Annotated in this window: 10 protein-coding genes; 4 read left to right on the top strand and 6 right to left on the bottom strand. The window is 68.7% G+C overall.

Annotated elements, in window-relative coordinates; genetic code table 11:
* Window positions 1–221 precede the first annotated feature (221 nt).
* Window positions 222–1,724, top strand: a complete 1,503-nt coding sequence (locus AC14A7_RS10585) for an HNH endonuclease signature motif containing protein (RefSeq protein WP_484008810.1) — start codon at window positions 222–224, stop codon at window positions 1,722–1,724.
* 86 nt (window positions 1,725–1,810) lie between these two features.
* Here the strand turns inward: AC14A7_RS10585 and AC14A7_RS10580 are convergent, their stop codons facing one another.
* Entirely contained in the window at window positions 1,811–3,388 is a 1,578-nt protein-coding gene (locus AC14A7_RS10580; RefSeq protein WP_484008808.1) for a M20/M25/M40 family metallo-hydrolase, read from the bottom strand.
* A gap of 84 nt (window positions 3,389–3,472) precedes the next feature.
* A complete protein-coding gene (locus AC14A7_RS10575) occupies window positions 3,473–4,444 on the bottom strand; it encodes an EamA family transporter (RefSeq protein WP_484008806.1) in 972 nt (323 codons plus the stop codon).
* Window positions 4,445–4,499: 55 nt separating this feature from the next.
* On the opposite strand from AC14A7_RS10575, the gene AC14A7_RS10570 reads away from it, so the two are divergent.
* The 3 genes from AC14A7_RS10570 (at window position 4,500) to AC14A7_RS10560 (ending at window position 6,599) form a co-directional block, all read left to right on the top strand.
* A complete protein-coding gene (locus AC14A7_RS10570; RefSeq protein WP_484008804.1) occupies window positions 4,500–5,045 on the top strand; it encodes a CGNR zinc finger domain-containing protein in 546 nt (181 codons plus the stop codon).
* 58 nt (window positions 5,046–5,103) lie between these two features.
* Window positions 5,104–5,520: a MarR family winged helix-turn-helix transcriptional regulator gene (locus tag AC14A7_RS10565; RefSeq protein ID WP_484008802.1), complete on the top strand. Its 417-nt coding sequence runs from the start codon at window positions 5,104–5,106 to the stop codon at window positions 5,518–5,520.
* Window positions 5,521–5,585: 65 nt separating this feature from the next.
* Window positions 5,586–6,599 (top strand): zinc-binding alcohol dehydrogenase family protein, encoded by a 1,014-nt coding sequence (locus tag AC14A7_RS10560; RefSeq protein WP_484008800.1) that lies wholly within the window; start codon window positions 5,586–5,588, stop codon window positions 6,597–6,599.
* On the opposite strand, the gene gatA is transcribed toward AC14A7_RS10560, so the two are convergent.
* The 4 genes from gatA to ligA all read right to left on the bottom strand — a co-directional run bounded on the left by gatA (window position 6,596) and on the right by ligA (window position 12,402).
* On the bottom strand, window positions 6,596–8,131 hold the full coding sequence (gatA, locus tag AC14A7_RS10555) for an Asp-tRNA(Asn)/Glu-tRNA(Gln) amidotransferase subunit GatA (protein WP_484008798.1): 1,536 nt from the start codon (window positions 8,129–8,131) through the stop codon (window positions 6,596–6,598). The genes AC14A7_RS10560 and gatA overlap by 4 nt on opposite strands.
* Entirely contained in the window at window positions 8,131–8,430 is a 300-nt protein-coding gene (gene gatC / locus AC14A7_RS10550; protein ID WP_484008796.1) for an Asp-tRNA(Asn)/Glu-tRNA(Gln) amidotransferase subunit GatC, read from the bottom strand. Before gatC ends, gatA begins: the two co-directional genes overlap by 1 nt.
* 132 nt (window positions 8,431–8,562) lie before the next feature.
* The gene (locus AC14A7_RS10545) at window positions 8,563–9,879 is read right to left on the bottom strand and encodes an alpha/beta hydrolase (RefSeq protein ID WP_484008794.1); all 1,317 of its coding nucleotides are present in this window, start codon (window positions 9,877–9,879) and stop codon (window positions 8,563–8,565) included.
* A gap of 228 nt (window positions 9,880–10,107) precedes the next feature.
* On the bottom strand, window positions 10,108–12,402 hold the full coding sequence (gene ligA, locus AC14A7_RS10540; RefSeq protein WP_484008792.1) for an NAD-dependent DNA ligase LigA: 2,295 nt from the start codon (window positions 12,400–12,402) through the stop codon (window positions 10,108–10,110).
* Window positions 12,403–12,411 lie beyond the last annotated feature (9 nt).

Here is a 12,411-nt window from a genome sequence, read left to right as displayed (position 1 = left end):
CGGGGGGTTGTTGGGGTGGATTCGCGGGGTGCTGTGCGTGCCACGGCTCTTGTCCTCTGCCGGTAGTTCCTCTCGCGGCTCCTCTCTCTCTCTCTCTCTCTCTCTCTCTCTCTCCCTCTCCCCGCGGCTCCTCTCCTCCACAGCTCCCCTCCTCCACAGGCCGCTCCCGAGAGTGGCATTCGGACTATCGAACATACGTTCGACAATGGGAAAATGGATGCATGACCGCGACACTCGAATCGCTCACCGCCGCAGCGGTGCAGGCGCTCGAGGCTGTGCCTCTGTCTATCGACATCATCGGTGCCCTCGGCGACGACACCCTCATGCGGCAGGTGGCCGTCGCCGCGACCCTGCAGCGGCTCGCGTCTACGCACGCCGCACTCCTGGCCGGGGAGGTTGCGCGTCGTTCTTCGCGATCGCTCGGTCATTCTGGGCTTGCGCAGCGATCCGGGTTCCGCACACCAGAGGAGCTGGTGCGCGTCGCCACCGGTTCGACGAAGCACGAGGCGTCGCACGCGGTTCGCGTGGGGTCGATCGTCGTGGATGGCGCCCTACCCACCCCAACCCAGCCGTGGCTGCGGCCGGTGTCGGCTGCGCTCGTCTCCGCGGGTATCTCGGCGGCGGGTGCAGACGCCATCCGCGCGGGTCTCGGCGAGCCGTCGGCGGCAGTGTCAGCGGCAGAGCTCGAGAGCGCCGCGTCGAGGCTCTGCTCGCTCGGCGGCTTCTCTGGCGGCTCGCTCGGCGGCTCCCCCGGCGGCTCGCTCGGCGTCGATGCCGACCAGCTGTACCGGCGCGCGCGCGAGGAGCGTGACGCGCTAGACGAGGCCGGAATCGCCGATCGAGAGCGGGCCCAGCGGCGGCAACGGTCGCTGCGCATCACCCGACTGCCCGACGGCATGTCGCGACTCACCTGGCTGCTCGACCCCGAGTCCGCCGCCGTCTGCTCCGAGCTGCTCGATCGTGCCACGTCTCCCCGCCGGGGCGGCCCGAGGTTCGTCAACTCCGACGATGCGTCGATCAGCGATGCCGTGCTCGCCGACGCGCGCACGACAGAGCAGCTCGCGTCCGACGTCTTCCTTGAGCTGCTGCGACAGGGGGCAGCCAACGACTCCTCGCGGCTTCTGTCGACCGGAGCCCCGGTGGTGCGCGTCATCGTCACGGCATCCGCGCTGGGCGCCCGCACTGGCCGCGGCTGGGTCGAGGGGCAGCCCTCCCCCGTGTCGATCGAGACGATCGAGCGGCTCTCCTGCGGCGGGGCGCTGCAGCAGGTCACCGTCGACTCCACTGGCCGGCCGCTCGACCTTGGCCGAGAGCAGCGGCTGTTCTCTCGCCACCAGCGGGTTGCACTGGCAATCAGAGACGGTGGATGCCGCTGGCCCGGGTGCGAGCGCCCTCCCTCGTGGACGGAGGCGCACCACGCCCGCCACTGGGCCCGCGACGGCGGGGCGACGGATGTGAGCAACGGAATCCTGCTCTGTCGCCACCACCATCTCCTGCTCCACAACAACGGGTGGAGCATCGAGCAGCTCGGGTCGGAGTTCTGGCTCGTTCCTCCCGCCGATGTAGAGGCGTCGCGGCGGCCGAGGCCGATGCCATCGAAGAGCCCGCTGGCGCGCGAGCGCGTCCTGAGGCAAACGCTCGAGCGGGCTCGAGAGAACGAGGAACGGGAGAGGGAGGTGCGGGAGAGGGAGGTGCGGGAGAGGGAGCTCGCGACAGTCACGTGACCAGAACGCGACGAGGAGCGCGAGCCGCAGCCCGCGCTCCTCGAGGAGTGGCGACGACTAGGCCGCCTGGTGTTCAGGCAGCCGAGCTACCTCTTGTTCGGGTGGCCGTGGTGCCCAGGACCGTGACCGCTGTGGCCGTTGCCCCAGCCGTTGTGTCCGTTGCCGCCGTGCCCATGCCCGTGACCGTGACCCGGCGCCTTCGCGTCTGCCGCGGTGAAGGTGGCGTGAGCAATAGCATCCGCCATCTGCTCCAGCACGACCGCGTCGATGTTGGCGATCGTGTCGCACGCCGCGTGGTAGCACGGGTCATAGGCCTCACCAGCGGTGCCACCGAAGATGGCGGCCTCCTCCGGCGTCTTGATGCCCTCTGCACCCGTGAACAGGCCACCGGCCGGAATGCCAGCCTCGATGAAGGCGAAGTAGTCGCTGCGTCCATCGAAGTCGGTGGGAGCCGTCGCCAGGCCCTGCGAGGCGAAGTAGGTGAGGAAGATGTCCTCGATCGCCTCCGAGCCCTCCGGGCCCGCCGTGCCGAGCGCATCCCCGTCACCGTCGTACACGAAGCGCACCGGGTTCGGCGACGCCACCATGTCGAAGTTCAGGTTGAGCGCGTGCGACGCGATCTGCGCCTCGGTCAGCTGCGAGACGTAGTAGTTCGAGCCCTGCAGGCCGTCCTCCTCGCCGCTCCAGAAAGCGAAGCGCACCTTGTTCGTCGGCTTGACCTTGAGCTTCGAGAACTGGATCGCAGTCTCGAGGATCGAGGCAGTACCGCTGCCGTTGTCGTTGATGCCCGGCCCCTCGAGCACGCTGTCGAGGTGACCGCCGACAACGACGAGCTCGTCGGGGTTGCCCTTCTTGGTGTCGGCCAGCACATTGAACGTGTCGATGGTCTCGTCATGCGTCGCGAGCGCAACGCGCACGGTCGAGCCGACGGTCGTCGCCAGGCTCTCACCGATGGCGAAGGTCGTGCCAACGACAGGAATCAGGATGCCCGGCTCACCGAGCGTTCCCTGCACGACACCGAAGCGGTCGTCGCCTGGCACGTCGTTGCCCTGGTTGAACACGATGACCGCCGCGGCTCCGGCAGCCTCCGCGTTCGCGGCCTTCACCGCGAAGTTGCACGATCCGCGCTGAATAAGCGCGACGGATCCAGCCACGAAGCCGGCGAAGTCCTCCGGCTCACAGCCGCTCGTGGATGCCCTGTCGCCGAGGAGGTTGACGTCGACCGGCGCGATGGCAGCGGTCACGTCGCCAGAGGCCGTGTAGTCCATGGGATAGAACTCGTCGGGGTAGGTGTAGTCGACGACAGTCGGAGCCGTCTGCGTCAGCGCCGCGAGGTCGACGATGACCTTCGTGTAGCTGAACGGCTGCCGCGTGGTCGTGTATCCGGCCTTCTGCAGCTTCTGCTCGATGTACTCCGCCGAGGCGACGTGGCCAGGGGTGCCCGCGGCACGGGTGCCGCCGTTCGCGTCGGCCGCGGCCTGCAGCGCTGTGAGGTGAGTGATGATGCTGCTGGCCTTGACGGCCGTGCGCAGCGATGCAGAGCTCGACGTGGCGTTGGAGCCATGTCCGTTCCCGGCGACCGCGGGTGCCGCGACGCCGGCGACCACAAGGGCCGCAGAGAGGGATGTTGCGGCCAGAATGCGGCCTCTTCTTTTGATCAGCACGTGGTTACCCTTCGTGAGGGCCGGCGTCGGTCGCCGACACAGTGCCATCGACCATACCCCCCGTTAGAGGGAAGACGAAAGGGTCTATGTCGAAGCTTCCGCGAACTCCGTGGCGGCTATAGCCTGCTCAGCCTCGACCCGCTCCGATCGCACGAACGCGATACCAGCGAGGATCAGCACACCCCCGAGCAACTGCGGAAGCGTGAGCCCCTCACCGAGAAGCAGGAACGCGTAGAGGGCCGCGGCAACGACCTCGAGCAAGCCGGCGAAGGATGCGAGCCGCGACCCGAGCATCTCGGATGCGGTGATGCTCGCGGCGTAGGCGATCGCCGTCGCAACAACGCCGACGATCACGAGGGGCACCCAGAACGGCTGCGGTGCTCCGAGCATCTCGACATCCCGCGTCGTCGCCGTGAACGGAACGATACCGAGGAGGCCGACGGCCCCGAGCGAGACGCCACCCCCGAGCAGGCCGAAGGCGGCGAGCGCCACGGGCGGCAGCCCGTCGCTCGGCTTGGCCGCGAGCACGTAGTAGATCGCGCAGCCCACCATGGCGATGGCCGCGAAGCCGAGGCCGAGGGGGTCGAAGCTGCCGGCTCCGCCGGGCGAGACGACGAGAACGAGGCCGCCGAGCGCGATGGCCGAGCCGACGAGAACGACGACCTTCGGCATCCGTCGGGTGGTGGCCCAGACGACGGCGACGAGCAGCAGCGGCGCCATGTACTCGATGAGGATGGCGGTGTTGACGGGAATACGCTGAACCGACGCGAAGTAGGCCAGCTGCGTGCCAGCCACACCGATCGTCGCCATGACGAGGATGCGCCACGTGGCGCGGCGGACCGCCTGCCAGCGGCCGCGCACCATCCAGAGCGCGACGGGAAGCAGCACGATACCGCCGATGAGGGCGCGGGCGGTGACCGCAGCGGCCGGGCTCCAGCCCGCCTCGAGAAGCGGCTTGACCAGGGCGCCGGAGGTTCCGAACGTGAAAGCCGCGACGACCGCGACGATGAGCCCTGCTGTCGTCGAGTGCTGCTTCACGAGTATCCCCCTTGTCATGACCTATCGTGGCCTATACCCCTGACACTACGACTCGATGAAATAAGGAGTCAAATTGCGTTTTGCCCCTGACAGCGAGGAGACCCTGCGGTTTGCCGTCGCCCTGGTCGACACGCATCCCGCGGTGACTCGCAGCGGCGTTGACGAGCTCGACATCCCGTCGCTGCGCGCCCTTTGCGAGTCGTTCACCTACACCGGTCGGTTCGATCGCGACGAGCGCGAGCTGGCAGAAGTGCGGGCGGCGCGCGACCTGATCAAGCGGGTCTGGACAATGCCTGCCCCCGACCAGGTGCGCGAGGTCAACGCGATGCTGCGCGACGCCGGTGCCCTCCCCTATCTCGTCAAGCACGACCACTACGACTGGCACCTGCACGCGACAGAGCCGGATGCGCCGCTCGCCGAGCGCATCCGCGTCGAGTTCGCGATCGCCTTCGCCGACGTCATCCGCTCTGGCGAGACGGAGCGCATGCGGGAGTGCGAGGCCGACGACTGCGAGGGCCTCGTGCTCGACCTCTCGCGCAACGGCTCGAAGCGCTTCTGCAGCGTGCGCTGCGGCAACCGGATGAACCAACTGGCCTTTCGGGAACGTCAAGCCGAGTAGTTTCCATAGAAAGCATGTGCTACGTTACTTTCCACGGTAACTATTTGGAAGGACACCCATGCCCGACCTCTCCCCCATATTCGACGACCTCGTGCGGTTCCAGATCGAGCTGTGGAACGCGGTGGATGCTCGCCTGCGAGACGAGAACGACCTGACGCTCGCGCGGTTCCAGGTCATGCGATTCCTCTCGCAGACCGACGAGGCCCGCCTGATCGATATTGCCGAGGACATGGTCATCACCATGGGAGGTGCGAGCAAGCTCGTCGACCGCATCGAGGCGGCTGGCCACTGCGAACGGCGCGCCAACCCGGCCGATGGGCGGTCATCCTTCATCGAGCTCACCGCGGATGGCCACGACGCCTACGCGGCAGCCACCCGCACCTTCGAGAGCGAGCTCGAGCTGCGCTTCGACGCCTCGCCGGCCCAGCTCGAGCAGCTCGGCACGACCCTCGCGACGCTGCGGGGCCGGAAGTGACGGCGGGTTCGGAGGCGACCGCGGGTTCGCAAGTGACCGCGGGGCCGGAAGTGACTCTGGGGCCGGTGCCCACCCCCAGGCAGACGATGCGGGCGATCGTGCTCGACGCACCGGGAACCGTCGAGCGGCCGGGGGCGCTGGTGGCCCGCGAGGTCGCGACCCCCACGGCCAAGCCAGGCCAGGTGCTCATCCGCGTGAAGGCGTTCGGCCTGAACCGCTCAGAGCTGCACACCCGCATGGGCCTCGCTGTCGGCGTGACCTTTCCGCGGGTGCCCGGCATCGAGGCGGCCGGCGTCGTCGCGGATGCCCCGGGCGGCGAGTTCGCCGTCGGCCAGCAGGTCGTCGCGATGATGGGCGGCATGGGGCGCCAGATCGACGGCGGCTACGCCGAGTACACGCTCGTGCCGGCCAGCCAGGTCGTGCCGTTCTCGAGCGGGCTCGACTGGGCGACCCTCGGAGCGGTGCCCGAGATGCTGCAGACCGCCCACGGCTCTTTGACCGTCGGACTCGACGCGCAGCCCGGACAGTCGATCCTCATCCGCGGTGGCACGTCATCGGTCGGCATGACAACGACGGTGCTCGCGAAGCTGCAGGGCATGACCGTGCTCTCGACCACGCGCAACCCGGCCAAGGCGGAGGCCATGCGCGCGATCGGCGTCGACCACGTGTTGATCGACGATGGCAGCGTCGAGGCGCAGGTGCGCGCGATCCTGCCAGACGGCGTGGATGTCGCCCTCGAGCTGGTCGGTGCGCCGACCCTGCCAGACACGCTGCGATCCACTCGCTACCACGGCGTGGTCTGCTTCACCGGCATGCTCTCGAACCAGTGGACGCTGCCCGACTTCTACCCGAACGACGACCTGCCGCGCGGGGTGCGCCTCGCCGGGTACCACGGGGACGCGAGCGACCTGCCGCCTGCGGTGCTGCAGGCGTTCCTCGACGCGGTTGTCGCCGGTCGCGCGGTCGTGCCAATCCATCGCGTGTTCGGCTTCGACGAGATCCTTCAGGCGCACGCCGTGATGGAGTCGGGCGAGGCCGTCGGCAAGCTCGTCGTGACGACCGAACAGGCGCAGAGCTAGACGGCTCCGCTGCCCGCGGTGAACATCTCTGTCGCCGAGAGGTCGGGCGCCTGGCTGATGAGGGTGTGGCCCCACTTCTGCTCGAGCAGGCGCTCGAGGGTTGCACCGACGCGGTAGAGACGGGCGTCTTCGTGGGCCGGCGCCATGATCTGGAAGCCGGTCGGCAGGCCGTCCTCTGGGGCGAGCCCCATCGGCAGGCCCATGCCCGGGATGCCGGCGAGGTTCGCCGGGATCGTCGTCACGTCGTTGAGGTACATGGCCAGCGGGTCGTTGACCTTCTCGCCGATGCGGAACGCGGTCGTCGGCGCAGCGGGCGACACGAGCACATCGGCCTTCTCGAACGCCGAGGCGAAGTCACGCTGGATCAGCGTGCGCACCTTCTGCGCGCTGCCGTAGTAGGCGTCGTAGTAGCCGGCGCTCAGCGCGTAGGTGCCGAGGATGATGCGGCGCTTGACCTCGTCGCCGAAGCCGGCCTCGCGGGTCGCGGCCATGACATCCTCGACCGTTCCCGCGGTCTTCGAGCGCAGGCCGAAGCGCACGGAGTCGAACTTGGCGAGGTTGCTCGAGGCCTCGGCGGGGAGGATCACGTAGTACGCCGCGACGGCGTACTCGAAGTTGGGTGCGCTGACCTCGACGATCTCCGCGCCGTTGGCAGCGAGCAGCTCGAGCGCCTCGTGGAAGCGCTGCGAGACGCCGGGCTGGAAGCCCGGGGCATCCAGTTCCTTGACGACACCGACGCGAAGCCCCTTCAGGCTCTCGGCCGCGGCACCCTCACGGGCGGCGGCGGCAAAGGACGGCCATGCGTCTTTCAGGCTGGTCGAGTCGCGCTTGTCGTAGCCGCCGATGACGTCGTGCAGGAGGCCGGCGTCGAGCACGGTGCGCGTGACGGGGCCGACCTGGTCGAGCGACGACGCAAGGGCGATCGCGCCGTAGCGGGAGACGCCGCCGTAGGTCGGCTTGACGCCCACCGAGCCGGTCACTGCTGCGGGCTGGCGAATAGAGCCACCGGTGTCGGAGCCGAGGGCCAGCGGGGTCTCGAACGCGGCGACCGCGGCAGCGGAGCCACCGCCAGAGCCACCGGGGATGCGCTCGAGGTCCCACGGGTTGTGGGTTGGCCCGTAGGCGCTGAACTCGGTCGACGAGCCCATGGCGAACTCGTCCATGTTGGTCTTGCCGAGGGGAATGAGGCCAGCCTCGCGAAGACGCGTGACGACGTGCGCGTCGTACGGCGGCGTCCAGCCCTCGAGGATGCGCGACCCGGCTGTCGACGGCATGTCGATGGTGCAGAGCACGTCTTTGATCGCCACGGGAACGCCGGCGAGCTCGCCGAGGGGCTCCCCCGCGGCGCGGCGGACGTCGATGCCCTCTGCCGTGTCGAGAGCGGCATCGGAGACGTAGAGGAAGGCGTGCACGTCGCCGTCGACCGCGGCGATGCGGTCGAGGTGCGCCTGCGTTGCCTCGACAGACGAGACCTCGCGTGAGGCGAGGAGCGTGGAGAGGTCGGCGGCAGAGATTCGCGTCAGGTCGATCATTACTGCTCCTCCCCCAGGATCGCGCTCACCTTGAAGCGGGAGCCGTCGTGCTCTGGAGCCCCGGCGAGCGCCTGCTCGGTCGTGAGCGTGACCCCTGGCACATCGTCGCGGAACACGTTCGACATCGGGATCGGGTGGCTCGTCGCCGGAACATCGGGCGTCGCCACCTCGCTCACCTTGGCCACGGAGTCGACGATCGCGCCGAGCTCGCCCGTGAGCTTCTCGATCTCTGCCGGGGTGAGGGCGATCCGGGCGAGGTTCGCGAGATGCGCGACCACGTCGGGGGTGATTTCAGACAACGGGACTCCAGCCGGTAGTGCGGGGATACCCAGCGATTCTACCGGGGTGGCTCCGGGGCGCAGATTACTCGGGGCCAGCGCGCCGGGCTCAGCGCGCCCCGCTCAGCGCGCGCCATGCACACCGTGCGCCGCTCAGCGCGCGCTACCGAAGCCGCGCGGCACGGGGGCGACCGACGAGTCGGTCGTCACGAGGTATCCACGACCAAGGCTGATGAGCGCGAGGTTGCGCATCGACTCGGAGCCGGCGTCGAGGTAGGCGTTGTGGCCCGTCGAGGCGCCGAGCTGCTCGCCCGTGAGCGGGTCGGTGCCGCCGTCGACGCTGAACGCGTGCGCCCCGAACGCCTCAGACCCCGGGTCGGTGCCGAAGAACGAGGTGTCTTCGATCTGGTCCCACGCGGCCTCGCCGACGAACACGTTGTTGCCGACCACGTGCAGGTCTGCTGCGGTTGAGGCCGCCGTGCCCGGGGATCCGATGAGGGCGAGGGCGTCGACCTCGATGCCGTAGTCGGTGAGCGCCATCATCGTGGCGGTCGAGCCGTAGGAGTGCGCGACGAGCGAGAGGAACGGCTGGTCGCCTGCCCGCAGCTCGCGGATTCCGTTGACCGTCGAGGCGATCGCGTCGCGTCCGCCGTAGGCGAGGTCGAGGGAGGTGAAGTTCACCATGCTGGGAGTCTCGTAGCCGAGCCACGCGACCGTCGCCACCGTCGCATCGGTGAGCGCGGGATCGATGGCGCTCAAGCGGTCGATCCACGCGGTCTGCGAGTCGTAGAGCGACTGGGCGGCGGCGACCCACGGAACCATCTGGCCGTCGACCGTGTAGAACATGCCGGGCACGAGGTAGCTGACGTAGTCGGCCGATTCGATGCTGCCGATCACAATGGATGCCGTGCCAGCCCCCGAGGTGTCGAGGCTCAGCAGGTACCTGGCCGGCTGCCCTGGCTCCGCCACGAGCGCGTCGCTGATCTGCTCGAGCATGTGACTCGTGCCGCTCGCCTCGATGAGCCTGCTTCGGCTGCCAGAGGACTCGGCCTGCGCGTGGAGGTGGGCGGTCGCGGCCTCGAGCGCGTGGCGGTTGGCGTAGTCGCGCAGGCTGAACGGCACACCCTCGAGGTTGCCGACAAGGGTGGGCGCAGCGTCGAGGAAGGTGCTGCGGGTGTCGATGTCGGTGCGCGCCCACCACTCGCTCACCTGCGAGGCGGATGGCTGCGAGGCGATGAACTCGGTCACCACCTCGGAGTTCACCGTGACGAACTCCGAGAGGGAGTCGGAGGGAAGCAGCGCGAGCTGCTCGAGGAGCGACATGCCTCGAAGCCGTGGGAGCGCGGCGGGGTCGACGGCCGCGACCGATGACGGCGCGGAGGCCGAACCGTTCGCGTCGCCGCCGAGCGAGGTCACGGGAGCATCGGCCGTTCTGGCCGTAACGGTGACGGGCTCACCGGCGACGACCACCTGAAAAGTGATTTCTGGCAGAGAAAAAGCCTCGGCAACACTGCTAACAGTTGCCGAGGTCGACAGAATAGCTGCCTCGAACAGCAATCGGTGCCCCTCACTTGCGCGATCAGGGCCTCCCGAAAGTCCCTGCCCGCGCACACCCAGAATAGGGGACAACATGCCCCCGGAGTGGGGGTGAACAGATTGTTTTCATGCGCGAAACGAACACGCAACCTGTGAGGGCCGTCAGGCGTCGAGACCGGCTGGCCCTTCGGCAAGGAGGATCACGAACTGCTCCGCATCGAGAATGCGGAGTCCGAGCTGCTCTGCCTTGCCCAGTTTGGAGCCGGCACCGGGGCCGGCCACAACAAAATCGGTCTTCTTGCTGACGCTCGATGCGGCCTTGCCGCCAGCGGCAATGATGGCCTCCTGGGCACCCTCGCGAGAGAAGCCCTCGATCGAGCCGGTGGCGACGACGGTCAGCCCGGCGAGGGGTCCGGTCGCGTCACCGGCCGCCCCTGGGCCGGGATGGCCCGGCGTCGAGAGCTGCACGCCGTCGGCCGCCCAGCGCTCGATGATCTCGCGGTGCCAGTCGACCTCGAACCAGTCGATGAGCGCGTCGGCGATGATGCCGCCGACACCGTCGACGGCGGCAAGCTCCTCTCGGCTCGCTGCGCGGATCGCGTCGAGCGACCCGAAGTAGTCGGCGAGGGCGCGGGCCGCGACGGGGCCGACGTGGCGGATGCTGAGCGACACGAGGATGCGCCAGAGCGGCTTGGTCTTGGCCTTCTCGAGCTCGGCGATGAGCTTGGTCGCGTTGGTCGACGGCACGAACTCGCCGTCGCCCTGCGGGTCGCTCGGCTTGCGCTTGCGCCGGAACGGCGACTCGATCCTGCCGGTTCCAAGCCCCGTCTCCTTGTCGCGCACCTCGACCTCGATGGGCAGCAGGTCGTCGACGGTGAGACCGAACAGCCCGGCCTCGGTGACGAGGGGAGGAACAACCGGATGCCGCGGCTGGGTCAGCGCCGCAGCCGTGACCTCACCGAGCACCTCGATGTCGAGCGCGCCACGGGATCCGACGTGCTCGACCCGGCCGCGCACCTGCGCGGGGCAGGACTTCGCATTGGGGCAGCGCAAGTCGACATCGCCCTCCTTTGCCGGTGCGAGAGGCGTGCCGCACTCCGGGCAGTTCGCGGGCATCACGAACTCGCGCTCTGTGCCGTCGCGCAGCTCGACGACGGGTCCGAGCACCTCAGGAATGACGTCGCCCGCTTTGCGCAGCACGATCGTGTCGCCGATCAGCACGCCCTTGACCTTGGCGACATCCTGGTTGTGCAGCGTCGCCTGGCGCACTACCGAGCCGGAGACCAGTGCCGGCTCCATCACGGCGAAAGGCGTTGCCCGACCCGTGCGCCCGACCGACACGACGATGTCGAGCAGCTTGGTGTTGACCTGCTCTGGTGGGTACTTGTAGGCGATAGCCCAGCGCGGAGCCCGGCTCGTCGCCCCGAGCTCCTCGTGCAGGGCGAGCTCGTCGACCTTGATCACGATGCCGTCGATCTCGTGCTCGATCGAGTGGCGGTTCTCGCCCCAGTGCTCGATGAATCCGACGGCGCCCTCGACCTCGTCGACCACGCGGAAGTGCGGGCTCGTTGGCAGCCCCCACTCGGCGAGCAGGGCATAGGTCTCGCTCTGGCTGGCCACCGGCGGGTTCTGCCACGCCCCGATTCCGTGCACGTACATGCGCAGCGAGTCGAGCCGAGCTCGCCCCGCCTCGAGCTCGAGGCCCGACTTCTTGTCGAGCTGCTGGCGGAGTCCGCCACTGGCCGCATTGCGGGGGTTGGCGAATGCCGCGAACCGGCGGGCGGCAGAGTCGATCGCCTTCTGCTCGTCGAACTCGCCGCCGCGGGCCGTCGCCTTGTCGCGGGCGTCGGCGATGACCCTCTCGCGCAGGCTCGCCTGGAGAGCGTTCAGCTGCTCGAACGCCGCGACGGGAATGAACACCTCGCCGCGCACCTCGACGAGCGCGGGATGCCCCTGACCGGCGAGCTGCCGCGGAATCGAGGGGATGTACTGAAGGTTGGCCGTGACATCCTCCCCCACCACGCCATCCCCGCGCGTCGCCGCGCTCACGAGCTGGCCGTTCTCATAGCGGAGGTTGAGCGCGAGTCCGTCGATCTTGAGCTCGCAGAGCAGGTGCACCGCACGGCCGGAGTCGCGCGCGACCTTGATGGCCCAGGCCTCGAACTCGTCGATCGAGAAGACGTTGTCGAGAGAGAGCATGCGCTCCGCGTGCTCGACCGGGGTGAAGAGGGAGTTGTCGGCACGACCGCCGACCGTCTGGGTCGGGGAGTCCTGCGACTGCAGCTCTGGGTGCAGGCGCTCGAGCTCTTCGAGGCGACGCAGCATGGCGTCGTACTCCGCATCATCCACGAGCACCTCGTCGCGCTCGTAGTACGCGTCGCGAAGCTCGAGGATGCGGGTGGTCAGCTGCGCCGCTTCAGCATGCGCAGGGCTGTCATGAGTCTCGATATCGGCCACGCGTCAAGA

The sequence above is a fragment of the Conyzicola sp. genome (assembly GCF_057073975.1).
The sequence above is the reverse complement of the archived record's forward strand: the minus strand, read 5'-3'. Positions and strand labels throughout refer to the sequence as shown.

Excerpts from the sequence above, each read along its gene's own strand:
- AC14A7_RS10585 (WP_484008810.1), top strand. The coding sequence starts at position 222 with ATGACCGCGACACTCGAATCGCTCACCGCCGCAGCGGTGCAGGCGCTC.
- AC14A7_RS10575 (WP_484008806.1), bottom strand. The coding sequence starts at position 4,444 with ATGACAAGGGGGATACTCGTGAAGCAGCACTCGACGACAGCAGGGCTC.
- AC14A7_RS10565 (WP_484008802.1), top strand. The coding sequence starts at position 5,104 with ATGCCCGACCTCTCCCCCATATTCGACGACCTCGTGCGGTTCCAGATC.
- gatA (WP_484008798.1), bottom strand. The coding sequence starts at position 8,131 with ATGATCGACCTGACGCGAATCTCTGCCGCCGACCTCTCCACGCTCCTC.